Raw genomic sequence first — 25,194 nt, forward strand, 5'->3', positions numbered from 1 at the left:
TGGCGCCCCGCCGGGTGGGCGGGGCGCCACGGTCGCGCTGCATTCGGCCGAGGTGGCCGGCTCGTGGTCGGACGGTGCGATCAGGCCGCGTGGCCGCCGCTACCGCCGGCGTCGCCCTTGCGCCGCGAGACGGCGAACAGCGCGCCGCCGATCGCGAGCACGGCGACACCGCCGATGACCCACCAGAGCACGCCGGACGAACCGGTGTCGGGCAGCTCCTCGCCGTCCTCGGTGCCGTCCTCGGCCCCGTCCACGGTGCCGGTGTCGTCGCCGTCCTCGGCGCCGGTGTCGGCGCCGGGGTCGTCACCGAGGTCGAGCGTCACCGGCAGGGTGACCGTCGTGCCGGTCTCCGGCAGCTCGACCACCAGGTCCGACTGCGTCAGCTCCTCGGCGGCGTCGGGCACGATCGCGGGGACCGTGACCCGGACCTGCGCCCGGCCGACCTCGTCGGTGGTGTCCACCGGCGTCGGGTCGACGTCGACCTTGCCCACCTCGACGCCGCCGAGCGTGACCGTCGCCGTCGCATCGACCGGCTCGCCGGCGCTGAACAGCAGCGACGACAGGTCGACGGCGATCTCGTCGCCCGTGGTGTACACGGCCGCGGGGTCGGAGACCCAGTTGACGCCGACGGCGCGCTGCCCGTAGTCGGGCGACGCGGGCGAGTTCTCGGCGAGGTAGGACACCATGGCCTGCAGGTCGACCTGGCCGGTGTCGGTCGGGTCGGCGCCCTCGGCCAGGGTGGCGAAGTTGTCGCCGCCGGAGGCCAGGAACGAGTTCACCACGACGCGGTACTCGGCCGCCGGCTCGACCGGGTTGCCCATCAGCGACATCGACGTGATGCGCTCGCCGGCCGGCGCGTCGGGGTCGTAGGTGTAGGTGAGCTCCCGCGAGACGCCCAGCTTGAGGAACGGCCGCGAGGCGCCCTCGGGCTGCCACTGCTCCTCGAGGACCTGCCGGATCTGCTCGCCGGTCAGCGTCGTGGTGACGAGCGTGTTCGCGAACGGCTGGATCTGTGCCGCCTCGCGGTAGGTGACGTTGCCGTCCGGGTCCTCGGCCGCGCCGCTGCTGGCGAACGGCAGGTCGGCCCGCAGGCCACCGGGGTTCATGAACGCGATCTGCGCGTCCGGGTCGGTCACCTGCGCCGCCCTCAGCTGCACGTCGGCGACGAAGTTGCCCAGCGTCGACTCGCCGCCGCGGTTCTCGGTCTCGCCGTCGGACTGCCGCGCGCGGTTGAAGTCGGCGGTGATCTCGCCCAGCGACTCCGCGCCCAGCTCCTCGGCGACGTCGACCGCGTCGGCGACGATCTGCTCGACCTCCGGGTCCGCCGGGTACAGCTGCTGCCAGTCCTCGCCGGCCTCCTCCGTCAGCGGGAACGCGTCGGCGGCGATGTCGATGATGCCGCCCTCGGCGTCCAGCTGGACCGTCAGCTTCGACATCGCCTGGCCGTACTGACCGCCCTGCACGACCGGCAGCGGGCGCTCACGGCCGTCCAGCTCCAGCTCGTGCGCGTAGAGCTGGTGCGTGTGCGCCGAGACGATCGCGTCGACGTTGGCGTTGACGCCGTTGACGACCTCACCGAAGTCACCGCTGGCCGCGGCCTCGACGGACTCGTCGGTGGCGCCCTCGTGGACCAGCAGGACGACGACGTCCGCCTCGCCGTTGGCGTCGTCGCCGTCGGAGAGCTGGTCGGCGACGGTGTTGACCGACTCGGCGATGTCGCGGAACTCCAGGCCCTCGATGCCCGAGGGGCTGACCAGCGACGGCATCTGCTCGGTGACGGCTCCGACGAAGCCGACCTGGACGCCGTCGACGTCGACGACCTCGTAGGCCTGCAGCGCGGGCTCGTCGGCGCCCTCCTCGAACACGTTGGCGCCGAGCCACGGGAAGTCCGACGCCGGGATGACGCGGTCGGTGAGGTCGGCGAAGCCCTGGTCGAACTCGTGGTTGCCGACCGCGGACACGTCCAGCTCCGCCGCGTTGAGGAAGTCGAGGGTGGGCTGGTCCTGCTGGATGAACGACTCGAAGGTCGAGGCGCCGATGTTGTCACCGGCGGAGACGAAGAGTGAGTTCGGGTTCTCGGCGCGGAACTGCTCGATCGCCCCGGCCACGTGCGCCGCGCCGGCCTCCGGCGCGAACGGCGGCCCGGCCACGATGCGGCCGTGGAAGTCGTTGATCGCGTAGATGTCGATGGTGGTGGCGGGCGGCTCGGTGTCGGCAGCGGCCGGAACGGAGGCGACTCCCCCGCCGGCGAGTCCCAGGACGGTAGCGGCGCCCAGGGCACGTTGGAAACGCCTGTTCAGGCGCATATTCTCTACCCCCTACATGGCAGATTGACGGCGGCGACGCTATCTCCGCCGGGTGAACGGAGGGCATACGCCACGGCACAGGCTGGTCGCGACCACGGCCCCTCGTCAACACGTCCCGGAGTCGAGATGCATTCGTGACACGCCGTCGGTTCGCTCCGTTATGGTCGGCTTCGTGACCAGGACCAGCCTTCCCCGGACGATGTCCCCGATCCTCACGCGGACGCTGGCCGCGGCCGCCGCCGTCGCGGTGCTCGCCGCGTGCACGTCGGCGGGCGAGGAGCCGGCCGGTCTCGACGACACCCCGTCGGCGGCACCCACGACCGAGGCACCACCTGACGAGCCGGCCGCCGGCGGCGATGCCGAGGCCGCCGTCCTCGACGTCTACGAGCGCTACTGGGACGCCCGCATCCGGTCGGTCAACGGCCCCGACACCAGCCCCGACGCGTTCGCCGGAGTGGCGACGGAGTCCACCATCGCGCTGCACACGCAGACCGCCCGGACGTACGAGGAGCAGGGCATCGTCTTCACCGGCGAGCCCCGTGTGTACGACACCGCGGTTTCGATCGACGGCGAGCGGGGCACCGTCACCTCGTGCGTCGACGACAGCGAGTGGGTGGGGACGCAGAACGGCGAGCCGCTCCCCGTCAACCCGGACAAGCCGGCCGTGTATCCGGTGGAGTTCCAGGTGCTCTTCCTGAACGGCTCCTGGCTGATCGGCGACCCCGTCGACGTGGAGGGCGACGTCTCGTGCTGACCCGCCGGCTCACGCACGTCCTGATGGCCGCCGCCACCCTGGTGGCCGGCACCGTCATCACGCTCGTCCAGGTGACGCCGGCGTCCGCGGACGACTGCATCCAGCAGGTCGAGATCAGCCCGGGCGTCTGGGTCTACACCAACATCTGCGACGACGACGAGGGCGGCGGTGGCGACGAGGGCGGTGGCGGCGACGAGGGCGGTGGCGGCGACGGCGGTAACGCCGAGCCCGAGTGCTATCTCGGCCGCGAGGACCAGTTCGACTACGACTGGTCCTACTGCGAGGGCGACCTGAGCTGCTACGTCTACAGCCCGCCGCCGTCGGCGCCCGACCCCGAGGACTGGCCCGAGAAGCCCGCCGGCACCCCCGACGACGCGGTCTACGCCGTACTCACCTGCTTCACCCAGCCGCCCGAGGAAGACGTCGTCATCTACGAGAACATGTGGCTGCCGCCGCCCGAGGACTACGTCAACTGGGAGCAGGAGGCCCTCCAGGCCTTCGGCCGGCTGGCGGCGCCCGAGTTCGACCTCGCGTTCAACCCGCCGCAGCGCGCCTACGTCACCCTCGACACCTGGTACTGGGCCGAGGGAGCCACCGACGACGAGCTCACCGGCACGTCCGCCGCCGGCCTGGTCGCCATCGCGACCCCGGAGCGGCTCGAGGTGCGGCCGGGCGACGGCTCGCCGACGCTGACCTGCCCGTTCACGGTCGCCCAGAGCGACGCCTGCTCGTACGTGTACGCGCGGGCCTCGATCGACGGCACCGCGACGGCCGACGGCCAGCCGGCGTACGAAGGCCAGGCGCGCCTGGTCTACACCGTCCGGTTCGAGCTGGACGGCGAGGTCATGGAGATCGACGGCGCCCCGGTGGTGTTCGAGACCCCCTGGCAGACGACGCCCGTCCCCGTCGCCGAGATCCAGGCCATCGTCGAGGACACCTGACCCTTCGACCCACGGAGGTTCGCCGGTTCCCGGCCCACCCACCGAGTTGATCATGCAGAAATCGGGGTTCCCGGCGCGTCGGAATCCCGACTTCCGCATGATCAACAGCCACGGGACCGGCTTCACACGCGCCGAAGGGCACTTCACCCGCGCAAGGACCGTCTGACCACCGACGACGACCGCCATCCGGCGCTGCGGCGGGTGAGGTGCATTCGAGGCGCGCGAGCCCGCACACCGGAACAGGCCAACAGAAGGCTTCGAGCTAGCGCACGGACGAGTCGCGCACGATCAGTTCCGGCTCGAACACGACCTGCCGGTGTTCGTGCTCGTCCTCCGTCGTCTCCGCAAGCAGCAGCTCCGCCGCCGTCCGGCCGAGCTGCTGACGGGGCTGGCGCACGGACGACAACGGCACCGCCGCGGCCGCCGCGAAGTCGATGTCGTCGTAGCCGACGATGGCGACGTCGGCCGGCACCCGCAGCCCCGCGTGCGTCAGCGCCTGCAGGACGCCGAGCGCCAGCAGGTCGTTGGCGCAGAACACCGCCGACGGCAGCGCGTCGCGGCCGCCGGCGGCCAGCCGGTCGCCCGCCGCGCGCCCGGCCGCCACGTTGAGCGCCGTCGTCGTCAGGACGGTCAGCTCGACGTCGTCGTGCGCGGACACGACCGCGGCCGCGCCCTCGTACCGCTCCTGCACCTGCCGCAGCGTCAGCGGCCCGCCGACGAACAGGATCGAGCGGTGGCCGGCCTCGATCAGGTGCGTCGCCGCCAGCCGGCCGCCCAGGACGTCGTCGACCGCGACGGAGCACTCGACCGCGGGGTCGCCGAGCCGGTCGAACAGCACGACCGGGATGCCGCGTCCGCGCAGCGCGGTGATGCGGCCGTCGATGTCGATCGGGTTGATCAGCACGCCCTGCACCCGCATCTCCGCGAGCAGGTCGAGGTGCGAGGCCTCCTTGCGCGGGTCCTCGTCGGTGTTGCACAGGATGACCGCGAGGCCGTGCTGGTTCGCGGTGTCCTCGACGCCGCGGGCGACATCGGTGAAGAACGGGTTCGCGACGTCCAGCACGACCAGACCGAGCGTGCGGCTGCGGCCGACCCGCAGCTGCCGGGCGGAGTCGTTGCGGACGAAGCCCAGCTCGGCGATGGCGGCGTAGACGCGCTCGCGGGTCGGCTCGGCGACCAGCTCGGGCCGGTTGAGGACGTTCGACACCGTGCCCACCGACACACCGGCCCGCAGCGCCACCTCACGGATGTTCGGGGCTCCTGCCATCGCCGCAGCTTACCGGCTGCCCGGCGTGGCCGATGGCGGCCGGGCCGGTTGACGCGCCCGGCGGGGACCGCGTAGCTTGAGCGCAGAGCTGAATCGGTTCAAAGACGGCCGTTGGAGGACATGGATGAGAACCCGCGACGAGGTGAAGGCGGCCGTCCGCGCGCTCGGAGTCGAGACGGCGTCCTGGGCGTTCGCCAACTCCGGCACCCGGTTCAAGGTGTTCGGCCAGCCGGGCGTGCCGCGCGACCCGTTCGAGAAGATCGCCGACGCCGCGCAGGTGCACCAGTACACGGGCTCGGCGCCGCGGGTCTCGCTGCACATCCCGTGGGACCTGGTCGACGACTTCACGGCGCTGGCGAACCACGCCCGCGACCTCGGCGTCGAGATCGGCGCCATCAACAGCAACGTGTTCCAGGACGACGACTACAAGCTCGGCTCGCTGGCCAATCCCGACCCCTCGGTCCGCGCGAAGGCCGTCGCCCATCACCTGCAGTGCATCGACGTCCTGCGCGCCACCGGCTCGAAGGACCTGAAGATCTGGCTGGCCGACGGCCTCAACTACCCCGGCCAGGACTCCCTGCGCGACCGCCAGGAGCGGCTGGCCGACTCGCTCCGGCAGATCTACGCCGCGCTCGACGACGACCACCGCATCCTGCTCGAGTACAAGTTCTTCGAGCCGGCGTTCTACGCCACCGACATCCCCGATTGGGGCACGTCGCTGACGCACTGCCTCGCGCTCGGCGAGCGGGCACACGTCGTGCTCGACACCGGCCACCACGCGCCGGGCACGAACATCGAGTTCATCGTCATGATGCTGCTGCGCGCCGGCCGGCTCGGGGCGTTCGACTTCAACTCGCGGTTCTACGCCGACGACGACCTCATGGTCGGCGCCGCCGACCCGTTCCAGCTGTTCCGCATCCTGCACGAGATCGTCAGCCAGGACGCGCACCAGCCGGAGTCGCGGGTCAACTTCATGCTCGACCAGTGCCACAACATCGAGCCGAAGATCCCGGCGGTCATCCGCTCGGTGCTCAACGTCCAGGAGGCGCTGGCCAAGGCGCTCCTGGTCGACGCCGACGCGCTGGCCAAGGCGCAGGCGAGCGGCGACGTGCTCGGCGCGAACGCGGTGCTCATGGACGCCTACAACACCGACGTCCGTCCGTTGCTCGCCGAGCTGCGCGAGGAGCAGGGCCTCGACCCCGACCCCATCGCGGCGTACCAGCGCTCGGGCTACTTCGAGAAGATCAGCGCCGAGCGGGCCGACGGCGCGCAGGCCGGCTGGGGAGCCTGACGGTGCCGCGGTACTGCTTCGTCTCGCAGGTCCGCACCGACCGGCTGGAGGAGTACCGTCGCCGGCACGCGGCGGTCTGGCCGGAGATGCTGCGGGCGCTGCGCGACACCGGCTGGCGCAACTACTCGATCTTCCTCGGCGACGACGGCCTGCTGGTCGGCTACGTCGAGGCCGACGACCTCGCCGCGTCGCAGGCGGCCATGCAGGCCACCGACGTCAACCGCCGCTGGCAGGAGGAGATGGCGCTGCTGTTCGCCGACGGCGGCAAGCCCGACGAGAACTGGCGGCTCATCGACGAGGTGTTCAACCTCGACGACCAACTGGCCGCCGCGCCCCGAGAAGAGGACCGATGACCAACCCCACCGTCACCGAGCTGATCGAGCGGAGCAACCGGCTCGGGTCGGACCCGCGCAACACCAACTACGCCGGCGGCAACACGTCGGCCAAGGGCACCGCCGTCGACCCGGTCACAGGCGGCGAGGTCGAGCTGCTGTGGGTCAAGGGGTCCGGTGGTGACCTCGGCACGCTGACGGAGTCCGGCCTGGCCGTGCTGCGGCTGGACCGCATGCGCGCGCTCGTCGACGTCTATCCGGGCGTGGAGCGCGAGGACGAGATGGTCGCCGCGTTCGACTACTGCCTGCACGGCAGGGGCGGCGCGGCGCCGTCCATCGACACGGCCATGCACGGGCTGGTCGACGCCGCGCACGTCGACCACCTGCACCCCGACTCCGGCATCGCGCTGGCGACGGCGGCCGACGGCGAGGCGCTGACGAAGGAGTGCTTCGGCGAGAAGGTCGTGTGGGTGCCGTGGCGGCGGCCGGGCTTCCAGCTGGGGCTGGATATCGCCGCCATCAAGGCCGCGCACCCCGAGGCGGTCGGCTGCGTCCTCGGCGGGCACGGCATCACCGCGTGGGGCGCCACCAGCGAGGAGTGCGAGGCGAACTCGCTGTGGATGATCCGGACGGCGGAGGAGTTCCTCGCCGCCCGCGGCAAGGCCGAGCCGTTCGGCGCCGTCGTCGACGGGTTCGGCCCGCTGCCCGAACCGCAGCGCCGGGAACGCGCCGCCGCGCTGGCCCCGGTGATCCGCGGCCTTGCCTCGACGGACAAGCCGCAGGTCGGCCACTTCACCGACAGCGACGTCGTGCTCGACTTCCTGTCCCGCGAGAAGCTCGCCGCGCTGGCCGAGCTGGGCACGTCCTGCCCCGACCACTTCCTGCGCACCAAGGTTCGGCCGCTCGTGCTGGACCTGCCCGCCACGGCGCCGCTGGCCGACGCCGTCGCCCGGCTGCGTGAGCTGCACGCCGCCTACCGTCAGGAGTACGCCGCCTACTACCAGCGGCACGCCACGCCCGACAGCCCAGCCATGCGGGGCGCGGACCCGGCGATCGTCCTGGTGCCGGGCGTGGGGATGTTCTCCTTCGGCAAGGACAAGCAGACCGCCCGCGTGGCCGGCGAGTTCTACGTCAACGCCATCAACGTCATGCGGGGCGCCGAGGCCGTCTCCACCTACGCGCCGATCCCCGAGAGCGAGAAGTTCCGCATCGAGTACTGGTCGCTGGAAGAGGCCAAACTGCAGCGGATGCCCAAGCCCAAGCCGCTGGCCACCCGCGTCGCGCTGGTCACCGGCGCGGGGTCGGGCATCGGCAAGGCGATCGCCGAACGGCTGGCCGCCGAAGGCGCCTGCGTCGTCGTGGCCGACCTCAACGGCGACAACGCCGCCGCGGTCGCCGCGGGCATCGGGTCCACCGACGTGGCCGTGCCGGTCACCGTCGACGTCACGTCCGAGGAGCAGATCGCGGCGGCGTTCCAGCAGGCCGTGCTCGCCTTCGGCGGCGTCGACCTGGTCGTCAACAACGCCGGGCTGTCCATCTCCAAGCCGCTGCTCGAGACCACCGCCGCCGACTGGGACCTGCAGCACGACGTCATGGCGCGCGGATCGTTCCTGGTCTCGCGCGAGGCGGCCCGGGCGATGATCGACCAGGGGCTGGGCGGCGACATCGTCTACATCGCCAGCAAGAACGGCGTCTTCGCCGGCCCGAACAACGTCGCCTACGGCGCCACCAAGGCCGACCAGGCGCACCAGGTGCGGCTGCTCGCGGCCGAGCTCGGCGAGCACGGCATCCGCGTCAACGGCGTCAACCCCGACGGCGTCGTCCGCGGCTCCGGCATCTTCGCCGGCGGCTGGGGCGCGCAGCGCGCCGCCGTCTACGGCGTGCCCGAGGACGAGCTCGGCGCGTTCTACGCCAAGCGGACCCTGCTCAAGCGCGAGGTGCTGCCCGAGCACGTCGCCAACGCGGTCTTCGCCCTCACCGGCGGCGACCTGTCCCACACGACCGGCCTCCACATCCCGGTCGACGCCGGGGTCGCGGCGGCGTTCCTGCGATGAGCCCGGTGCTCACCGCGGCCGCCGTGGATCTGGGTGCCTCGAGCGGCCGGGTCATGCTGGCCCGGATCGGGCGGGAGCGCTTGGACCTCACCGAGGTGCACCGCTTCCCCAACGTGCCGGTGCGGCTCCCCGGCGGGCTGCACTGGGACGTGCTGCGGCTGTACCGCGACGTGCTCGACGGCCTCGGACAGGCAGCCCGGGCGGCCACCGGCGGCGAGCCGCTGCGCAGCATCGGCATCGACTCGTGGGCGGTCGACTACGGCCTGCTCGACGCCACCGGCGCGCTGCTCGGCAACCCGTACCACTACCGCGACGGGCGGACGGCCGACGCGGCGGCGACGGTGCATGCGAAGGTCGGCGAGCGCGAGCTGTACGACGTCACCGGGCTGCAGTTCCTGCCGTTCAACACGATCTACCAGCTGGCCGCCGAGTCCGGCCCCGCGCTGGAGCGGGCCGCGCACGCCGTGCTCGTGCCCGACCTGCTGACGTACTGGCTGACCGGCACGCTCGGCACCGAGTTCTCCAACGCCTCGACGACCGGCCTGCTCGACGTCCGCTCCCGCGAGTGGGCGGCACCGCTGTTCGCCGCGCTCGGGCTCCCGGCCGCGCTGTTCCCGCCGCTGCGCCTCCCCGGCGACGTCGTCGGGCCGCTGCTGCCGGAGGTGCTCGACGACACCGGGCTCGACCCGTCCGCCGTCGTCACCGCCGTCGGGTCGCACGACACCGCGTCGGCCGTGGTCGGGGTCCCGGCCGCGGACGAGCGGTTCGCCTACATCTCGTGCGGGACGTGGTCGCTGGTCGGCGTCGAGCTGGACCGGCCGGTGCTGACCGAGGCGGGCCGGGCCGCCAACTTCACCAACGAGGGCGGCGTCGACGGTACGGTGCGCTACCTGCGCAACGTCATGGGGCTGTGGCTGCTCAGTGAGTCGATCGCGACGTGGAACCGCGTCGGGCCGGCGGCCGACCTCCCGGCGCTGCTCGCGGCCGCCGCCGACGTCCCCGCCGGCGGCCCGGTCTTCGACCCCGACGACCCGGTCTTCCTGCCGCCCGGCGACATGCCGGCCCGCATCGCCGAGGTGCTGCACCGGTCCGGTGCGCAGGTGCCCGAGACCCGGCCCGAGCTGGTCCGTTGCATCCTCGACAGCCTGGCCGCCGCCTACGCGCGCACCGTCCGCGAGGCCGCGGAGCTGTCCGGCCGCGCCGTCGACGTCGTCCACCTCGTCGGCGGTGGCGCGCAGAACGAGCTGCTGTGCCGGCTGACGGCCGACGCCTGCGGCCTGCCGGTGCTGGCCGGCCCGGTCGAGGCGACCGCGCTGGGCAACGTGCTGGTCCAGGCCCGCGCCCACGGCGCCGTCGACGGTGACCGGTGGGCGCTGCGGGCGCTGCTGCGCGCCACCCAGCCGGTGCGGCGGTACGATCCGGCCGCCCGTTAGGCTCGGCCCGTGGAGGGCCAGGAACACCGGCGGCGACTGGGGGCCGGAGGCTCCCACGAGTCGTCGGTCCGGGGGCGCGAGTGGATGGGAGTCAGTGACGTGAGGTGCATGGCCCGACACATGAGCGTGGGGCGATGATTCGGCCCACCACCGCCACCGACCTCACCCGTCTCGTCGCCGAGGAGCAGGCCGGCAGCCGGCTGCCCTCCGTCGCCGCCGGCATCGTCCGCGACGGCGAGCTCGTCTGGTCCGCCGCGCGCGGCACCATCGACGGCCGCGAGGGCGGCCGCGAGGCCGACGAGCACACGCAGTACCGCATGGGCTCGATCACCAAGACGTTCGTCGCGGTGGCGGTCATGCGGCTGCGCGACGAGGGCCGCCTCGACCTCACCGACCCGCTGGACAAGCACCTCCCCGACACCGCCATCGGGGACGTCACCATTGCGCAGCTGCTGTCGCACGGCGCCGGGCTGCAGGCCGAGACCGACGGGCCGTGGTGGGAGCGCACCGAGGGCGGCCCGTGGCGGTCGCTGTCGACCCAGCTCGGCCGGCGGCACCCGGCCGGGCAGCGGTTCCACTACTCCAACGTCGGCTTCGGCGTCCTCGGCGAGCTGGTCGGCCGGATGCACGGCCGGTCGTGGGCGAAGGTCGTCTCCGAGGAGCTGCTCGAGCCGCTCGGCATGGGCCGCACGACGTCGCGGCCGGTCGCGCCGCACGCGCACGGCCTCGCCGTCCACCCGTTCGCCGACGTCGTCCTGCCCGAGCCCGAGCACGACGGCGGCGCGATGGCGCCGGCCGGTCAGCTCTGGTCGACGGTGCGTGACCTCGCGCGGTGGGCGGCGTTCCTCGGCGGCCGGACCGACGGGCTGCTGTCCGCCGACACGCTGGCGGAGATGTGCCGCCCGCTGGTCGTCGTCGACGTGCCCGGAGCGCCGTGGACGGGCGCGCACGGTCTCGGCCTCCAGCTGTGGAACGACGGCGGCCGCCGCTTCACCGGCCACGGCGGTTCGATGCCCGGCTTCCTCGCCGAGGTGCGGGTCGACGTCGAGACCGGCGACGGCGTCGTCGTGCTCACCAACACCACGGCGGGGCTCTCGCGCGGCTTCGCCGCCGGGCTGCTCGACGCGTTCACCGCCGCCGAGCCGCACACTCCGCCCGTCTGGCGGGTCGGCTCGGTGCCGCCTGAGCTGTTCGAGCTGGTCGGACACTGGTACTGGGGATCGACGACGTTCGAGCTGCGGGCCATGGACGACGGCTGGCTGCGGCTCGGCCCTGCACACGGCGCCGGCCGGGCGTCGCGCTTCCGCCCCGACGGCGACGGCGGCTGGGTCGGCCTGGACGGCTACTACGCCGGCGAGCCGCTGCGGGTGGTCCGGCACGCCGACGGGACCGTCCGGCACCTCGACCTCGCGTCGTTCATCTTCACCCGCACCCCGTACGACCCCCGCGCCGACGTCCCCGGCGGCGTCGACCCCGCCGGCTGGCGCTGACGCGGACGCCGCGGCGGCCATCCACCCGCTCCCGGACCGTTCACGCCACTCGAGCTCTGCCGTCCGGGGCCGACGCCGCGGCGGCCATCCGCTCTCCCCCGGACCGCTCACCCCGCTGGAGCTCTGCCGTCCGATCAGACCGCAGACCTCCAGCACGCCGCCGACGCCCGGGGCGGCCGCGGCCCCCGCCGGCCGGCACCGACGCGGACCGACGCGGACGCCGCGGCCGTCCTCCGCTCTCCCCCGGACCGCTCACGCCACTGGAGCTCTGCCGTCCGATCAGACCGCAGACCTCCAGCACGCCGCAGGCCCCGGCCCCGTCCGGAAACGCCGCATTCGTCACACCGAGTGTGACTGGTACTCGCGGGTAAGGTCACCGGGGATTTCCGGCTACNAGGCCCCGGCCCCGTCCGGAAACGCCGCATTCGTCACACCGAGTGTGACTGGTACTCGCGGGTAAGGTCACCGGGGATTTCCGGCTACGGGAGGTACCGATGACCCTGGTCGCGGACGCGAGCCTGCGGTTGGACGCGGGATTCTGGGACTACACACTCATCGCCGTCTATTTCGTGTTCGTGCTGGGTATCGGGTTGATGGCGCGATATGCCGTCTCGGACAGCCTCGACTTCTTCCTGTCCGGCCGGTCGCTGCCGGCGTGGGTGACGGGGCTGGCGTTCATCTCCGCGAACCTGGGCGCGATCGAGATCGTCGGTATGTCCGCGAACGGCGCCGAGTACGGCATGCCGACCATGCACTACTTCTGGGTCGGTGCGGTGCCGGCGATGCTGTTCCTCGGCGTCGTGATGATGCCGTTCTACTACGGGTCCAAGGTGCGCAGCGTGCCGGAGTTCATGCTGCGCCGGTTCGGGCCGACGGCCCACCTGGTCAACGCGATCAGCTTCGCGCTCGCGCAGGTGCTGATCGCCGGCGTGAACCTGTTCCTGCTGGCCACGCTGGTCAACGCCCTGCTGGGCTGGCCGCGGGAGGTGGCCGTCGTCGCCGCCGCGATCATCGTGCTGAGCTACATCACGCTGGGCGGGCTGTCGGCGGCCATCTACAACGAGGTGCTGCAGTTCTTCGTCATCGTCGCCGCGCTGTTCCCGCTGACGGTGGTGGCGCTGGACCGCGTCGGCGGCTGGAGCGGGCTGACCGACGGCATCCGCGACGCCACCGGGTCGACGGAGCAGCTGAGCGCCTGGCCGGGCAACGAGCTGGCCGGGTTCGACTCCAGCGTCCTGTCCGTCATCGGGATCGTGTTCGGGCTCGGCTTCGTGCTGTCGTTCGGCTACTGGACGACGAACTTCGTCGAGGTGCAGCGGGCGATGGCGTCGAAGAGCATGTCGGCGGCCCGGCGCACGCCGATCATCGGCGCGTTCCCGAAGATGTTCATCCCGTTCCTCGTGGTGATCCCCGGCATGATCGCCGCGGTCATCGTCCCGGAGCTGGCCCAGTACAAGGAGGACCAGTCCGCGGACGCCGGCGTCGACTACAACGACGCGATCCTGCTGCTGATGCGCGACCTGCTGCCCAACGGGATGCTCGGCCTCGCGATCGCCGGCCTGCTGGCGTCGTTCATGGCCGGCATGGCGGCGAACATCAGCTCGTTCAACACCGTCTTCAGCTACGACATCTGGCAGCGCTACGTCGTGAAGGACCGCGAGGACGGCTACTACCTGCGGGTGGGCCGCACCATCACCGTCGTCGCGACGGTGGCGGCGATCGGGACGGCGTTCATCGCGGCGGGCTACTCCAACCTGATGGACTACCTGCAGCAGCTGTTCTCGTTCTTCAACGCGCCGCTGTTCGCCACATTCATCCTGGGCATGTTCTGGAAGCGCATGACCGCGGCGGCCGGTTGGACCGGTCTCGTAGCGGGAACGCTGTCGGCCGTGACGGTGTTCGTGCTCTCCGAGACCGGGGCCCTCGACCTCCCCGGCCAGGGCTCGGCGTTTCTCGCCGCCGGTGTCGCGTTCGTCGTCGACATCGTCGTCAGCGTCGCCGTGAGCCTCCGGACGGCGCCCAAGCCGGCCACCGAGCTGGTGGGCCTGGTGTACGGGCTGACCCCGAAGGAGAACCTGCGCGACCCACGCGACCGCGACGAGGCCTGGTACCAGCGGCCGGGCCTGATGGCCGGCATTGCGCTCGTCCTCATCATCGTCCTCAACATCGTCTTCTTCTGAGGGGAGCCGAACCATGAGCGTCAGTGGACACCGGACGCGCCGCGCCGGCGCCTTCGACATCCGCATCGTCATCGCCGCCCTGTTCGGCGTCTTCGGCCTCGTCCTCACCGGCATGGGCCTGTTCGGCACCAGCGACGCCGACCTCGAGAAGGCCGACGGCATCAACATCAACCTGTGGACCGGCGTGGGGCTGCTCGTGGCCGCCGCGCTCTTCGCGCTGTGGACCTGGCTGCGCCCGATCATCGTCGACGCCGAGGCCGCCGCGGGCGCCGGCCGTGACTGACGCCACATCGGGATCCAATCGATTCCCCGGCCGGCCCCGTATATGAGGATGTGAGGGTGTCGGACGAGGCGCTGCTCGCCGGGATGGCCGCCGGCGACGCGGACGCGATGGCCGCGTTCGTCCGCCGCCACCAGGGGCGCGTCTACGGGCTGGCGTTGTCGGTCGTCGGGGTGCCCGCGATCGCGGAGGAGGTGGCACAGGAGGCGTTCGTCCGGGCGTGGCGGCACGCCGGCAACTACGACGCCCGCCGGGCGCAGGCGTCGACGTGGCTGCTGACCATCACCCGCAACGTCGCCATCGACGTCCTGCGGGTACGCCGTGAGCTGACCGTCGAGCCGGCCGTCGTCGCGGAGATGCTGATCTCCACGACCAACGACAGCGACCGGGTCGCCGACAGCGAGCGCATCACCACCGCGCTGCGGGCGCTGCCCCGCGAGCAGGCGACGGCCGTCCTGCTCTCCGTACATTTCGGCCTGACCGCGCGCGAGATCAGCGAGCAGCAGCAGATCCCGCTGGGTACGGCCAAGACACGCATCCGGACCGGTCTCTCGCGGCTGCGTGCGATGCTCGAGGTGAGTCATGGTTGATCCGAACAGGTGCGGCGAGGTCGCCGACGCCTTGGCCGAAGTGGCCACGGGCGCCGCCAGCGGCCCCGATCGCGCGCGCGTGCTCGCGCACCTGGCCGACTGCCCCGACTGCCGCCGCGAGCTGGACGAACTCACCCGGGTCGCCGACGAAGTCCTGCTCGTCGCGCCGGAGCACGACCCGCCCGCCGGCTTCGAGGGCGCGGTCCTCGCCCGCATCGCCGCCCTGGCCTCCGAGTCGCCCGCGGTTCCGCCGCCGTCACCGCCGCCCGCGCCCGCCACGGACGCTGAGCCGGACGCCGTCGTGACCCCGCTGCGGCCGCGACGCCGGCGGCGGGCGCTGCCCTACGCCGCCGCGGCCGCGATCGCCGCGCTCGGCGGCGCGGGGGTGGTCTGGCAGGCGACCTCCGACGACCGCGACCTCGCGGCCGGCTACCGCGAGACGCTCGACGTCGCGAACGGCCGCTACTTCCACGCCGCCCCGATCGTCGACGACAACGGTGAGCAGGTCGGGCACGTGTTCCTCTACCAGGGCGAGCCGTCGTGGGTGTTCACCGTGCTCGACGACACCGTCGACCCGGGGACGTACGACGTGTCCGTCGTCACCGAGGACGGCACGCAGCCGCTGGCCGAGTGCGAGGTCGACCGGACCGGCGGCGGCGCCGGCAGCACCGTTGACGCGGACATCTACCAGATCGAGCGGATCGACCTGGTCGGCCCCGGCGGCACGACGCTCGCGGCCGACCTCTCCGACGACGACTAGAACAACGGCAGGTACGGCGACAGGTCGGCGCGCTGCCCGCTGGCCAGCACCGTGCCGGCCGCGACCTCCTCGGCCCACGTGGTGCGTCCACCGGCCAGCCGCAGCCACAGCGGCGGCGTGAGGTCGACGGTGTTCGGCGGCGTGCCGCGGGTGTGCCGTGGGCCCTCGATGCACTGGACGGCGGCGAACGGCGCCACGCGCACCTCGACGCTGCGGCCCGGCACCCGCTCGGCCAGGACGTCGAGCAGCGTGCGGACGGCAAGCCGGGTGGTGTCGCGGGGCAGGACGGGCGGGTCGGCGGACGGGACGGATCGGGCGAGGTCATCGGCGTGGACGGCGATCTCGATCACCCGGGTGAGCAGGTAGTCGCCGAGCCGGACCGGAACCCGTCGCGTCGTCACGAGGACGTCGTCGAGTCCGAGGTCCTCGACGGTACGGGTCGCCGCCGCGTAGCGTTCGTCGATCGCGGCGACGATGCGGGCCGGATCGTGACCGGCGTCGGCCGCGATGGTCCGGGTGCGGTCGGCCAGCTCGCCGGCGACCGGCGCGTAGGCGGCCAGGTAGTCGTTGACCGTCTGTGCCCGCACGCCTCGCGGCGCCACCGCGAGCGCCGTCACCGAGTCGGCCACCAGCGCGATGTGCGCGGCCAGCTCGGCCACGGTCCAGCCGGGCAGCACGCTCGGCCCGGTCCAGTGCTGCGGTGGCAGCCCGGCCACCCAGCCGCGCAGCGCCTCATGGCCGCCGCGGTACGTCGTCCACACCGTCGCCGGGTCGATCCGCTTCGCCACCCCGGCAGGCTACCGGGCGGCGACGTCACGGGGCGTGCGGGAGCGGCCACTGCTCGCCGGTGCCGCTGTCGATGAGCGCGGCACGGTCGGCCACCGCCTCCAGCGGCAGGACGTCGTACACCGTCGCGGCGAGCGCTCCGAGGTCGGCGAGGTGGACACGGGGCGCGAGCGAGCAGTGCGGGATCCAGGCGCCCGGCCGATAGTGGTGATGCAGCTCGGCGCCGCCGTCGCCCAGCGCGCGGGCGACCCGCTCCTGACGGGCGACGAGCTCAGCGCTGACGGCCGGGATCAGCCAGGACCGGCCGCGCCGGAACGTGCCCAGGCCGTCGAAGCGCAGCGGCACCGGACCGGCGTCGGGCAGGGCCTCGACCGTGGCCCGGACGTCGTCGAGGTCCCAGCGGCGCAGCACCGCCAGCGAGACATGCGGGACGTGGCGGCCGTGCGTGTGGGAGGCCAGCGTGGCGATGCCGCGCTGTTCGAGACGGTCCCACAGCCGGCGGACGGCGGCGTCGGCCCGCTGGTCGAGGAGCAGGCAGACGGCGAGGGCCATGGCTCCACGCTAGGGTCAGCGCGATCCCCAGTTCCACGACGGCCGGTCGAACCGCTCCAGCCCGGCGATGCCGGTCTCGCCGGTGTCCTTGACCAGCTCGACCCGGGCGGCGCCGGCGCCGATGTGGTCGATCAGCGCGTGCGAGTGCGTGACGACGACGATCTGGGTGGTCTCGCGCGCCTTGACCACCAGTTCGGCCAACGCGGGCAGCAGCTGCGGGTGCAGGCTGGTCTCGGGCTCGTTCAGGACCATCAGCGCCGGCGGCCGCGGCGTGAGCAGCGCGGCCGCCCAGAGCAGGAAGCGCAGCGTGCCGTCGGAGAGCTCCGCCCCCGTCAGCGGGCGGAGCAGGCCGTGTTGCCGGAAGGAGAGGTCGAGCCGGCCGCCGACCTGGGTGATCTCCAGCCGCGACCCCGGGAAGGCGCGGTCGACGGCGTCGTCGAGGGCCTCGACCGCCCCGATCTCGCGGATCGTCTGCAGCGCGGCGGCCAGGTCGGCGCCGTCGTCGGCCAGGACCATGGTGCGGGTGCCCAGCCGCGGCTGCCGGGCCGGTGCGTCGGCGTCGGTGCGGAACTGGTCGTAGAAGCGCCAGCTGCGGACCTGCTCGCGAACGGTGAGCAGCTCGGGCGCGCGGACCGGATCGGCGACCTCGTTCAGCATGCTCTCGAACGTCCGCAGCCCGTGGGCCAGGTGCTCCCAGTCGCCGCTGCCGGAGCGGACGCGCACCAGCTCGTTGCGGCGGTCGGCCAGCCAGGTCCCCGGCCGCAGCACCGGGCCGCTCCAGATGGCCTCGCGCTTGATCTCGGGGTCGAGCTCGAAGTACGACGGGTTCGTCTTGCTGATGGGCTGGGGCAGCCCGAGGTCGATCAGGTAGCCGAAGTCGTCGCCGGCGAAGCCCATGCGGACGTTGACCGGCTGGGACCGCCGGGTGCCCTGGATCGGCTGCTCCCCCGTCCGCATCTCGCGGCTCAGCTTCTCGGGCCCCGCCCACGTGACCGACGGCATGCCACCCTCGCGGGCGAGCGAGGCGATGATGGCGCCGCGGGCGCAGTCGGCGAGCAGCCGCAACGCGCGGTACAGGCTGGACTTGCCCGTCCCGTTCGCGCCGGTGACGATGTCGAGGCCGGTCAGCGGCAGGACGACGTCGCGCAGCGACCGGTAGTTCGCGATGGCGACGGTCCGCAGCATGGCCCTACTCGGCCTCGCTCAGCCAGGGGTTGAACAGCTCGACCCCCATGGGAACGAAGTCTTCGACATTCCGGGTCACGAGCGTCAGCCCGTACCAGAGCGCCGTGGCGCCGATCTGCGCGTCGATGGGATCGACCGGCCGCCCATCGGCCTGGCAGGCGGCGACCGTGCGACCCCACAGGTCGGCCACGTCGGTGTCGATGGCGAGGATCCGGCCCTCGAACCGGGGCACCAGACCGTCGGTCAGCCAGGCCTCCAGGTTGCTGCGGCGTCGGCCGAGCGGCAGCTTCTCGATGCCCTTCCGCACCTCCCCGACGGTGACGGCGCTGATGAACGTGCTCTCTTCCGGCACATCGTCGAGCCATTCGATGACGTCGTGGTCGGGGAATCTACGGAATCCCTCGGAGAGCACGTTGGTGTCGAGCAGGAAGGTCACAGGTCGACCTCACGCATCCGGCCACCCCTGTCGCGCTCGAGAATGAGGTCCTCGTCGCCGACCGGCGCGGTCGCGAGGAACTCGGCGAGCGTCCCCTGACGGCGCTTGCGGCGCTCCCACTCGTCGACGGAGACGACGACGGCGACCGGGCGGCCCCGGCGGCTGATGGTCTGCGGGCCGTCGCGCCCGACGGTGTCGAGCAGTTCGCTGAGCCGCGCCTTGGCGTCGGCGACGCTCCAGGTGTCCGCTGCGGTCATGGCGAACCACCTCCATGACCATACTAGTCATCATGGTCAGGTAGCGCCATTCGCGGGCGATCGCAGGGCGTCCAGGAGAGAGTGGAGCGCGGCCACGGTGTCGTCGAGGTCGCGCGGGTCGTCGGAGCGGGCCAGCCAGAGAGCGGCCTCGTTCATCGCACCGGACAGCAGGTGCATCAGCGGCTCGACCGGCTGCGGCGCGATGACGCCGTCGTCGATGACGGCCTGCAGGGCCTCGCGCAGGTGCCGCCCGGACGAGGCGTCGTCGAGGGCGCGCCAGACGTCCCAGCCCAGGACCGCCGGGCCGTCGATGAGCATGATCCGCTGGACCTCGGGGTCGGCACTGGCGCGCAGGAACGCCTCGCAACCGGCCGTGAGCTGGCGCCAGGAGCCGGGCGCGGCCTCCGCCGCGGCGACGACGCGGGCGGCGACCTGCTCCTGGACCTGTTCGACGACGGCCCGGAACAGCGCGGCCTTGCCGGGGAAGTGGTGGTACAGCGCGCCCTTCGTGAGCCCGAGCGCGTCGACGATGCCGGCCAGGCTCACCGCCGCATAGCCGTCGCGGGCGAACTGCCGGCGCCCTTCGGTGAGTAGCGCGTGCACCGTGGCCTGACGCTGCTCGATCTTGGTCGGGGACACCGCACCTCCAGTTGACATACCGAGGGTATGCATTCTATCGTCAACTCAACATACCGACGGTAGGTATCCGAGGAGACCTCATGACGATCACGAGCTTCTACCCGGTCATCTGCAGCACCGACGTCGCCGCCGCGCGCGACTTCTACCTCAAGTACTTCGGCTTCGCCCCGACCTTCGAGGCCGACTGGTACGTCAGCCTGCGCCATCCCGACGCCCCGCAGGTCGAGCTGGCGTTCGTCGACCACCGCCACCCGACCATCCCCGAACGGTTCCGCCAGCCGGCGCGCGGACTACTGCTCAACCTCGAGGTTCCCGACGTCGACGACTGGTACGCGCGGCTGGTCGGCGGCGCCGGACTGCCGGTCGCGCTGGAACTGCGCGACGAGGCGTTCGGCCAGCGGCACTTCATCGTCGAGGCGCCCGACGGCGTGCTCGTCGACGTCATCACGCCCATCGAGCCCACGGGTGAGTACGCCGAGCAGTACGTGCCTTGACAGTATGGTCGGGATTGGCCGACCATACTGGAATGGCCGACCAGTCCGCCGTTCCCGACTATGAGCTCGCGGACGAGCTCGAGCTGACCGATCCCGCGCAGTACCGGGCGCTGTTCGACGAGACCCGGATGAAGCTGGTGCACCTGCTGCTGGAGCGGGCCGCGACGACGACGGAGCTGGCGATCGCGCTGGACAAGCCGAAGGGCACCGTCGGCCATCACCTCAAGGTGCTGGAGTACGCGGGGCTGGTGCACGTCGTGCGCACCAAGCAGGTCCGCGCCATCGAGGCCCGCTACTACGGCCGCACGGCGCGGGTCTTCCTGTACCACGACTGGGACCGCGCCTCGTTCGACGGCATCGGGCTGGAGCCGAAGGGGGTGCTCGCGGAGACCGTCACCGAGATCCAGCAGTTGCCGGCCGAGCTGCTGGACCTGCCCATGATCACGAACGCCCGCTACGCCCGCATCCCGGCCGAGCGGGCGGCGGAGTGGCGGCAGCGCCTGATCGACCTGCTCGACGAGTTCGTCCGGCAGCCGCGCGGCGGCGAGGTGACCTACGGGCTGCTGGTCGGAGTCTTCCCGACCCAGCGCGGGCACCTGCCGGAGCCGAAGGACGGTGCGTCGTGACGACGACGGACGCGCCCGCGAGGCAAGGGCTGGGCCGCAACTACTGGAAGCTCTGGAGCGCGTCGGTCGTCTCGAACTTCGGCGACGGCCTGTCGGCGGTGGCGATCCCGTGGCTGGCCACGGCCGTCACCCGCGACCCGCTGCAGATCGCGCTGGTCACGCTGGCCACCCGGCTGCCGTGGCTGCTGTTCTCACTGCCGGCCGGGGTCATCACCGACCGCCTCGACCGGCGCAAGCTGGTCGCGGCCATGGACGTCCTGCGCTTCGCCGTCATGGGTACGTTCGCCTTCGCGGTGCTGGCGTGGCAGTCCGGCCTGCCGACGCCGGACCAGATCGCCGGCGGCACCGCCGACCTGCCCGAGAACGGCACCGTCCTGCTCGTGCTGCTGTACCTGATGGCGTTCCTGCTGGGCTCGGCCGAGGTACTGCGCGACAACACCGCGCAGACGCTGCTGCCGTCGATCGTCGCCAAGGACCGGCTCGAGAAGGCGAACGGCCGCATGTGGGGTGCCGAGGTCGTCGTCAACAACTTCATCGGGCCGCCGCTGGCCGGCCTGCTGCTCGGGCTGGCGTTCGCGCTGCCGTTCTTCATCAACGCCGGCACCTTCGCCGTCGCGGCCGGACTGGTGTTCATGCTGGCCGGGCAGTTCGCCCCGAAGGGCAAGGTCACCAGCGGCCGCATCGCCTGGAAGAGCGAGATCGGCGAGGGCGTGCGCTGGCTGTGGGACCACCGCCTGCTGCGCTCGCTGGCGTTCCTGCTCGGCGCGACGAACGGGCTGGCCAACGCCGCGGCCGCGATCTACGTCCTGTTCGCGCAGGAGATCCTCGACGTCGACGCGACGCAGTTCGGCATCCTGCTCACCGGGGCGGCGGTCGGCGCGGTGCTCGGGTCGCTCGTCGCGCACCGCATCAGCGCGCGTATCGGCCCCGGCACGTCGCTGTTCCTCTCGCTGGCCACGCTCGGCGGCGGCCTTGCGGTCATCGGCCTGGTGTCGTCGCCGATCGTCGTCTACGCGGTGTTCGTGGTCGAGGGGTTCTTCGTCGTGCTGTGGAACGTCATCACGGTGTCGCTGCGGCAGAGCATCATCCCCGACCACCTGCTCGGCCGGGTCAACTCCGTCTACCGATTCTTCGGCTGGGGCGCCATCTCCGTGGGCACGCTGCTCGGCGGCGCCATGGTCACCATCGCCGACACCTGGCTCAGCCGCGAGTGGTCGCTGCGGCTGCCGTACCTGGTCGCGGCGGGCGTGCACGTGCTGCTGCTGGTGTACGCGCTGCCGCGGCTCACCAACGCCCGCATCGCAGAGGCGAAGAATCAGGCCTCGAACGCCGACGACAGCGTCGACTCGTGAGCGGTGCGCAGCTCGTCGAGCGGCACCGTGAACCGGCCCTGCACGTCGAGCACGCCGCCGTCGTCGACCACGCCGATGCGCTGGTGCGGGAACCGCCGCGCCGAGCACATGTCGGTGAACCGCACCTCCTCCGAACGCGGCACCGCGACGATCGCCCGGGCCTGCGACTCGGAGAACAGGAACACGAACGGGTCGAGGCCGTCGGGCACCCACACCCGCGCGCCCACGCCGTAGCGCAGCACCGACTCGGCCAGCGCGACGGCCAGCCCGCCGTCGGAGAGGTCGTGCGCGGCGTCGATCAGACCGTCGCGTGAGGCGTTGACCAGGATCTCGGCCAGCTCGCGCTCGGCGACGAGGTCGACCGACGGCGGCCGCCCGCCCAGGTGCTGGTGCTCGGCCCACGCCCACTCCGAGCCGCCGAACTCGTCGCGCGTCTCGCCCAGCAGGTAGATCACCTGGCCGGACTCACGGAAGCCCTGCGGCGTGCGCCGGGCGACGTCGTCGAGCACGCCCAGCACGCCGACGATGGCCGTCGGCAGGATCGCGGCGTCGCCGGTCTGGTTGTACAGCGACACGTTGCCGCCGGTGACCGGGGTGCCCAGCGTCTGGCAGCCGTCGGCCAGGCCGCGGATGGCCTCGGCGAACTGCCACATGACGGCGGGGTCCTCGGGCGAGCCGAAGTTCAGGCCGTCGGTGACGGCGAGCGGCCGGGCGCCGGTGGTGGCGACGTTGCGGTAGGCCTCGGCCAGCGCCAGCTGAGCGCCGGTGTACGGGTCGAGCTTGGCGTAACGGCCGTTGCCGTCGGTGGCGATGGCGACGCCCAGCCCGGTCGACTCGTCGATGCGCAGCACGCCTGCGTCCTCGGGCTGCGCCAAGACGGTGTTGCCGAGCACGTAGCGGTCGTACTGGTCGGTGATCCACGCCTTCGACGCGACGTTCGGCGACGCGAGCAGCCGCAGCAGGGTGCCGCGCAGCTCGTCGCCGCCCGACGGCCGGGGCAGCGACTCCGGCCCGGCCGCCTGCAGCTCGTCCTGCCAGGCCGGCCGCTCGAACGGCCGCTCGTACACCGGGCCGTCGTGCGCGACGGTGCGGGGGTCGACGTCGACGATGGTCTCGCCGTGCCAGTCGATGACCAGCCGGCCGGTGCCGGTGACCTCGCCGATGACGGCGGTCTCGACGTCCCACTTGGCGGTGATGGCGAGGAACGCGTCGAGGTTCTCGGGCGTGACGATGCCCATCATGCGTTCCTGCGACTCCGACATCATGATCTCGCCGGGCGTCAGGCTGGGGTCGCGCAGCAGCACCTTCTCCAGCTGCACGTACATGCCGCCGTCACCGTTGCTGGCCAGCTCGGACGTCGCGCAGGAGATGCCGGCCGCGCCGAGGTCCTGGATCGCCTCGACGACCTGCGCCTCGAACAGCTCGAGGCAGCACTCGATGAGCACCTTCTCCATGAACGGGTCGCCGACCTGGACGGCGGGCCGCTTGCTCGGTTTGCTGTCGTCGAACGACTCCGAGGCCAGGATCGACGCCCCGCCGATGCCGTCGCCGCCGGTGCGCGCACCGAACAGCACCACCTTGTTGCCGACACCGGTCGCGTTGGCGAGGTGGATGTCCTCGTGCTTCATGACGCCGACGCACAGCGCGTTGACCAGCGGGTTCGCCGCGTAGGACGGGTCGAAGACGACCTCGCCGCCGATGTTGGGCAGCCCGAGGCAGTTGCCGTAGCCGCCGACGCCGGCCACGACGCCGGGCAGCACGCGGTGGGTGTCGTCGGCGTCGAGCGGGCCGAACCGCAGCGAGTCCATGACGGCGACCGGCCGGGCGCCCATGGCGAGGATGTCGCGGACGATGCCGCCGACGCCCGTCGCCGCACCCTGGTAGGGCTCGACGTAGGACGGGTGGTTGTGCGACTCGATCTTGAACGTCACGGCGTAGCCCTGGCCGATGTCGACGACGCCGGCGTTCTGGCCGATGCCGACCAGCAGCGCGTCGCTCTCGGGCGCCTTCTCGCCGAACTGGCGCAGGTGCACCTTGGAGGACTTGTACGAGCAGTGCTCGGACCACATGACGCTGTACATGGCCAGCTCGGCGTTGGTGGGCCGGCGGCCGAGGATGTCGCGGATGCGCTGGTACTCGTCCTCCTTGAGGCCGAGCTCGTCCCAGGGCTGCGGCTGGTCGGGCGTCTTGGCGGCCAGCTCGACGGTGTCGATGGTCACGCGCGGACCAGTCCTTCCAGAACGGACGTGAAGAAGCCGAGGCCGTCGGTGCCGGGCCCGGTGAGCGACTCGACCGCGTGCTCGGGGTGCGGCATGAGCCCGACGACGTTGCCGCGAGCGTTGGCGATGCCGGCGATGTCGCGGTAGGAGCCGTTGGGGTTGTCGCCGAGGTACCGGACGACGACCCGGCCCTCGCCCTCGAGCTCGTCGAGCGTGCGCTGGTCGGCGACGTAGCCGCCCTCGCCGTTCTTCAGCGGGATGACGATCTGCTGGCCGGCCTGGTAGCCCGACGTCCACGCCGTCGCCGTGCTCTCGACCCGCAGCGGCTGGTCGCGGCAGACGAACTTACGGTGGTCGTTGCGGATCAGCGCGCCGGGCAGCAGGTGCGACTCGCACAGCACCTGGAAGCCGTTGCAGATGCCGAGCACCGGCAGCCCGCCGCGGGCGGCGTCGACCAGCGGCTCCATGACCGGCGCGAACCGGGCGATGGCGCCGCAGCGCAGGTAGTCGCCGTAGGAGAAGCCGCCCGGCAGGACGACGGCGTCGACGCCGTGCAGGTCGGCGTCGCCGTGCCAGAGCGCGACCGCTTCGGCGCCGGCGACCCGGACGGCCCGGGCGGCGTCGCGGTCGTCGAGGGAGCCGGGGAACGTGACGACGCCGATGCGCATCAGACGCCGGCCTCCACGTGGACGGTGAAGTACTCGATGACGGGGTTGGCGAGCAGCGTCGCGGCGGCGCGCTCGATCTCGGCCACCGCCTCGGGCGTCGCCTCGCCGTCGAGCTCGATCTCGAACCGCTTGCCCTGCCGGACCGAGGCGACGCCCTCGAATCCGAGCCGGCCGAACGCACCCTGCACGGCTTTGCCCTGCGGGTCGAGAATCTCGGGTTTGAGCATGACGTCGACAACGACGCGGGCCACGGGCACGCTCCTCGCGCGGCAGAAGAACCGGGAACGTGCCCCAGGATACCC

Annotated in this window: 25 protein-coding genes; 14 read left to right on the forward strand and 11 right to left on the reverse strand. The window is 72.2% G+C overall.

Annotated elements, in window-relative coordinates:
* Positions 1 to 80 precede the first annotated feature (80 nt).
* Complete coding sequence (locus tag DY240_RS01580; RefSeq protein WP_119658222.1) at positions 81 to 2,306, reverse strand: 5'-nucleotidase C-terminal domain-containing protein; 2,226 nt, start codon at positions 2,304 to 2,306, stop codon at positions 81 to 83.
* 172 nt (positions 2,307 to 2,478) lie between these two features.
* Between DY240_RS01580 and DY240_RS01585 the strand changes: the two genes are divergently transcribed.
* A complete protein-coding gene (locus tag DY240_RS01585) occupies positions 2,479 to 3,060 on the forward strand; it encodes a hypothetical protein (RefSeq protein ID WP_147375170.1) in 582 nt (193 codons plus the stop codon).
* Positions 3,054 to 4,001: a hypothetical protein gene (locus tag DY240_RS01590; RefSeq protein WP_119658224.1), complete on the forward strand. Its 948-nt coding sequence runs from the start codon at positions 3,054 to 3,056 to the stop codon at positions 3,999 to 4,001. The genes DY240_RS01585 and DY240_RS01590 overlap by 7 nt, the downstream gene beginning before the upstream one ends.
* A gap of 262 nt (positions 4,002 to 4,263) precedes the next feature.
* Here DY240_RS01590 and DY240_RS01595 read toward each other — a convergent pair whose 3' ends face one another.
* Positions 4,264 to 5,268, reverse strand: a complete 1,005-nt coding sequence (locus DY240_RS01595) for a LacI family DNA-binding transcriptional regulator (protein ID WP_119658225.1) — start codon at positions 5,266 to 5,268, stop codon at positions 4,264 to 4,266.
* A 124-nt stretch (positions 5,269 to 5,392) separates the two neighbouring features.
* On the opposite strand from DY240_RS01595, the gene rhaI reads away from it, so the two are divergent.
* The 9 genes from rhaI to DY240_RS01640 all read left to right on the forward strand — a co-directional run bounded on the left by rhaI (position 5,393) and on the right by DY240_RS01640 (position 15,678).
* Positions 5,393 to 6,559 carry an L-rhamnose isomerase gene (gene rhaI / locus DY240_RS01600; RefSeq protein ID WP_119658226.1) on the forward strand — a complete coding sequence of 389 codons (1,167 nt, stop codon included), beginning with the start codon at positions 5,393 to 5,395 and terminating at the stop codon, positions 6,557 to 6,559.
* Positions 6,560 to 6,561: 2 nt separating this feature from the next.
* Positions 6,562 to 6,912, forward strand: coding sequence for an L-rhamnose mutarotase (locus tag DY240_RS01605; RefSeq protein ID WP_119658227.1), 351 nt, complete (start codon positions 6,562 to 6,564; stop codon positions 6,910 to 6,912).
* Positions 6,909 to 8,945, forward strand: coding sequence for a bifunctional aldolase/short-chain dehydrogenase (locus DY240_RS01610; protein WP_119658228.1), 2,037 nt, complete (start codon positions 6,909 to 6,911; stop codon positions 8,943 to 8,945). The genes DY240_RS01605 and DY240_RS01610 overlap by 4 nt, the downstream gene beginning before the upstream one ends.
* Positions 8,942 to 10,378: a rhamnulokinase gene (locus DY240_RS01615; protein WP_119658229.1), complete on the forward strand. Its 1,437-nt coding sequence runs from the start codon at positions 8,942 to 8,944 to the stop codon at positions 10,376 to 10,378. Before DY240_RS01610 ends, DY240_RS01615 begins: the two co-directional genes overlap by 4 nt.
* A 134-nt stretch (positions 10,379 to 10,512) precedes the next feature.
* The gene (locus DY240_RS01620; RefSeq protein ID WP_119658230.1) at positions 10,513 to 11,868 is read left to right on the forward strand and encodes a serine hydrolase domain-containing protein; all 1,356 of its coding nucleotides are present in this window, start codon (positions 10,513 to 10,515) and stop codon (positions 11,866 to 11,868) included.
* 494 nt (positions 11,869 to 12,362) lie between these two features.
* A complete protein-coding gene (locus DY240_RS01625) occupies positions 12,363 to 14,048 on the forward strand; it encodes a sodium:solute symporter family protein (protein WP_119658231.1) in 1,686 nt (561 codons plus the stop codon).
* Between the two features lie 13 nt (positions 14,049 to 14,061).
* Positions 14,062 to 14,331, forward strand: a complete 270-nt coding sequence (locus tag DY240_RS01630) for a hypothetical protein (protein ID WP_119658232.1) — start codon at positions 14,062 to 14,064, stop codon at positions 14,329 to 14,331.
* Positions 14,332 to 14,387: 56 nt separating this feature from the next.
* Positions 14,388 to 14,918: an RNA polymerase sigma factor gene (locus tag DY240_RS01635; RefSeq protein ID WP_199700582.1), complete on the forward strand. Its 531-nt coding sequence runs from the start codon at positions 14,388 to 14,390 to the stop codon at positions 14,916 to 14,918.
* Positions 14,911 to 15,678, forward strand: a complete 768-nt coding sequence (locus tag DY240_RS01640; protein ID WP_119658233.1) for an anti-sigma factor family protein — start codon at positions 14,911 to 14,913, stop codon at positions 15,676 to 15,678. The genes DY240_RS01635 and DY240_RS01640 overlap by 8 nt, the downstream gene beginning before the upstream one ends.
* On the opposite strand, the gene DY240_RS01645 is transcribed toward DY240_RS01640, so the two are convergent.
* The 6 genes from DY240_RS01645 to DY240_RS01670 are packed head-to-tail and all read right to left on the reverse strand — an operon-like array spanning position 15,675 to position 19,551.
* Positions 15,675 to 16,466, reverse strand: coding sequence for a maleylpyruvate isomerase family mycothiol-dependent enzyme (locus DY240_RS01645; RefSeq protein ID WP_119658234.1), 792 nt, complete (start codon positions 16,464 to 16,466; stop codon positions 15,675 to 15,677). The two genes, DY240_RS01640 and DY240_RS01645, sit on opposite strands and share 4 nt — an antisense overlap.
* 25 nt (positions 16,467 to 16,491) lie before the next feature.
* Positions 16,492 to 17,016: a 2'-5' RNA ligase family protein gene (locus DY240_RS01650; protein WP_119658235.1), complete on the reverse strand. Its 525-nt coding sequence runs from the start codon at positions 17,014 to 17,016 to the stop codon at positions 16,492 to 16,494.
* Between the two features lie 15 nt (positions 17,017 to 17,031).
* A complete protein-coding gene (locus DY240_RS01655) occupies positions 17,032 to 18,201 on the reverse strand; it encodes an AAA family ATPase (RefSeq protein WP_119658236.1) in 1,170 nt (389 codons plus the stop codon).
* Between the two features lie 4 nt (positions 18,202 to 18,205).
* A complete protein-coding gene (locus DY240_RS01660) occupies positions 18,206 to 18,637 on the reverse strand; it encodes a type II toxin-antitoxin system VapC family toxin (RefSeq protein ID WP_119658237.1) in 432 nt (143 codons plus the stop codon).
* Positions 18,634 to 18,894, reverse strand: a complete 261-nt coding sequence (locus DY240_RS01665) for a type II toxin-antitoxin system Phd/YefM family antitoxin (protein WP_119658238.1) — start codon at positions 18,892 to 18,894, stop codon at positions 18,634 to 18,636. Before DY240_RS01665 ends, DY240_RS01660 begins: the two co-directional genes overlap by 4 nt.
* Before the next feature lie 36 nt (positions 18,895 to 18,930).
* A complete protein-coding gene (locus tag DY240_RS01670; protein WP_119658239.1) occupies positions 18,931 to 19,551 on the reverse strand; it encodes a TetR/AcrR family transcriptional regulator in 621 nt (206 codons plus the stop codon).
* 62 nt (positions 19,552 to 19,613) lie between these two features.
* Between DY240_RS01670 and DY240_RS01675 the strand changes: the two genes are divergently transcribed.
* Genes DY240_RS01675 through DY240_RS01685 form a run of 3 tightly spaced genes read left to right on the forward strand, consistent with a single transcriptional unit; the run spans position 19,614 to position 22,005 of the window.
* Positions 19,614 to 20,027: a VOC family protein gene (locus tag DY240_RS01675; RefSeq protein ID WP_119658240.1), complete on the forward strand. Its 414-nt coding sequence runs from the start codon at positions 19,614 to 19,616 to the stop codon at positions 20,025 to 20,027.
* 32 nt (positions 20,028 to 20,059) lie between these two features.
* The gene (locus DY240_RS01680; RefSeq protein WP_119658241.1) at positions 20,060 to 20,653 is read left to right on the forward strand and encodes an ArsR/SmtB family transcription factor; all 594 of its coding nucleotides are present in this window, start codon (positions 20,060 to 20,062) and stop codon (positions 20,651 to 20,653) included.
* Positions 20,650 to 22,005, forward strand: a complete 1,356-nt coding sequence (locus tag DY240_RS01685) for an MFS transporter (RefSeq protein WP_119658242.1) — start codon at positions 20,650 to 20,652, stop codon at positions 22,003 to 22,005. Before DY240_RS01680 ends, DY240_RS01685 begins: the two co-directional genes overlap by 4 nt.
* On the opposite strand, the gene purL is transcribed toward DY240_RS01685, so the two are convergent.
* Genes purL through purS form a run of 3 tightly spaced genes read right to left on the reverse strand, consistent with a single transcriptional unit; the run spans position 21,969 to position 25,143 of the window.
* Complete coding sequence (gene purL, locus DY240_RS01690) at positions 21,969 to 24,224, reverse strand: phosphoribosylformylglycinamidine synthase subunit PurL (protein ID WP_119658243.1); 2,256 nt, start codon at positions 24,222 to 24,224, stop codon at positions 21,969 to 21,971. The two genes, DY240_RS01685 and purL, sit on opposite strands and share 37 nt — an antisense overlap.
* Positions 24,221 to 24,892: a phosphoribosylformylglycinamidine synthase subunit PurQ gene (gene purQ, locus DY240_RS01695; RefSeq protein ID WP_119658244.1), complete on the reverse strand. Its 672-nt coding sequence runs from the start codon at positions 24,890 to 24,892 to the stop codon at positions 24,221 to 24,223. The genes purL and purQ overlap by 4 nt, the downstream gene beginning before the upstream one ends.
* Positions 24,892 to 25,143: a phosphoribosylformylglycinamidine synthase subunit PurS gene (gene purS, locus DY240_RS01700; protein ID WP_119658245.1), complete on the reverse strand. Its 252-nt coding sequence runs from the start codon at positions 25,141 to 25,143 to the stop codon at positions 24,892 to 24,894. Before purS ends, purQ begins: the two co-directional genes overlap by 1 nt.
* Positions 25,144 to 25,194: the final 51 nt, after the last annotated feature.

It is taken from the genome of Jiangella rhizosphaerae (genome assembly GCF_003579925.1).
Lineage (GTDB): Bacteria > Actinomycetota > Actinomycetes > Jiangellales > Jiangellaceae > Jiangella > Jiangella rhizosphaerae.

Excerpts from the sequence above, each read along its gene's own strand:
- DY240_RS01625 (WP_119658231.1), top strand. The coding sequence starts at position 12,363 with ATGACCCTGGTCGCGGACGCGAGCCTGCGGTTGGACGCGGGATTCTGG.
- DY240_RS01655 (WP_119658236.1), bottom strand. The coding sequence starts at position 18,201 with ATGCTGCGGACCGTCGCCATCGCGAACTACCGGTCGCTGCGCGACGTC.
- DY240_RS01670 (WP_119658239.1), bottom strand. The coding sequence starts at position 19,551 with ATGTCAACTGGAGGTGCGGTGTCCCCGACCAAGATCGAGCAGCGTCAG.
- DY240_RS01650 (WP_119658235.1), bottom strand. The coding sequence starts at position 17,016 with ATGGCCCTCGCCGTCTGCCTGCTCCTCGACCAGCGGGCCGACGCCGCC.
- purQ (WP_119658244.1), bottom strand. The coding sequence starts at position 24,892 with ATGCGCATCGGCGTCGTCACGTTCCCCGGCTCCCTCGACGACCGCGAC.
- DY240_RS01615 (WP_119658229.1), top strand. The coding sequence starts at position 8,942 with ATGAGCCCGGTGCTCACCGCGGCCGCCGTGGATCTGGGTGCCTCGAGC.
- DY240_RS01675 (WP_119658240.1), top strand. The coding sequence starts at position 19,614 with ATGACGATCACGAGCTTCTACCCGGTCATCTGCAGCACCGACGTCGCC.
- rhaI (WP_119658226.1), top strand. The coding sequence starts at position 5,393 with ATGAGAACCCGCGACGAGGTGAAGGCGGCCGTCCGCGCGCTCGGAGTC.
- DY240_RS01580 (WP_119658222.1), bottom strand. The coding sequence starts at position 2,306 with ATGCGCCTGAACAGGCGTTTCCAACGTGCCCTGGGCGCCGCTACCGTC.
- DY240_RS01630 (WP_119658232.1), top strand. The coding sequence starts at position 14,062 with ATGAGCGTCAGTGGACACCGGACGCGCCGCGCCGGCGCCTTCGACATC.
- DY240_RS01665 (WP_119658238.1), bottom strand. The coding sequence starts at position 18,894 with ATGACCGCAGCGGACACCTGGAGCGTCGCCGACGCCAAGGCGCGGCTC.
- DY240_RS01640 (WP_119658233.1), top strand. The coding sequence starts at position 14,911 with ATGGTTGATCCGAACAGGTGCGGCGAGGTCGCCGACGCCTTGGCCGAA.
- DY240_RS01595 (WP_119658225.1), bottom strand. The coding sequence starts at position 5,268 with ATGGCAGGAGCCCCGAACATCCGTGAGGTGGCGCTGCGGGCCGGTGTG.
- DY240_RS01620 (WP_119658230.1), top strand. The coding sequence starts at position 10,513 with ATGATTCGGCCCACCACCGCCACCGACCTCACCCGTCTCGTCGCCGAG.
- DY240_RS01680 (WP_119658241.1), top strand. The coding sequence starts at position 20,060 with ATGGCCGACCAGTCCGCCGTTCCCGACTATGAGCTCGCGGACGAGCTC.
- DY240_RS01610 (WP_119658228.1), top strand. The coding sequence starts at position 6,909 with ATGACCAACCCCACCGTCACCGAGCTGATCGAGCGGAGCAACCGGCTC.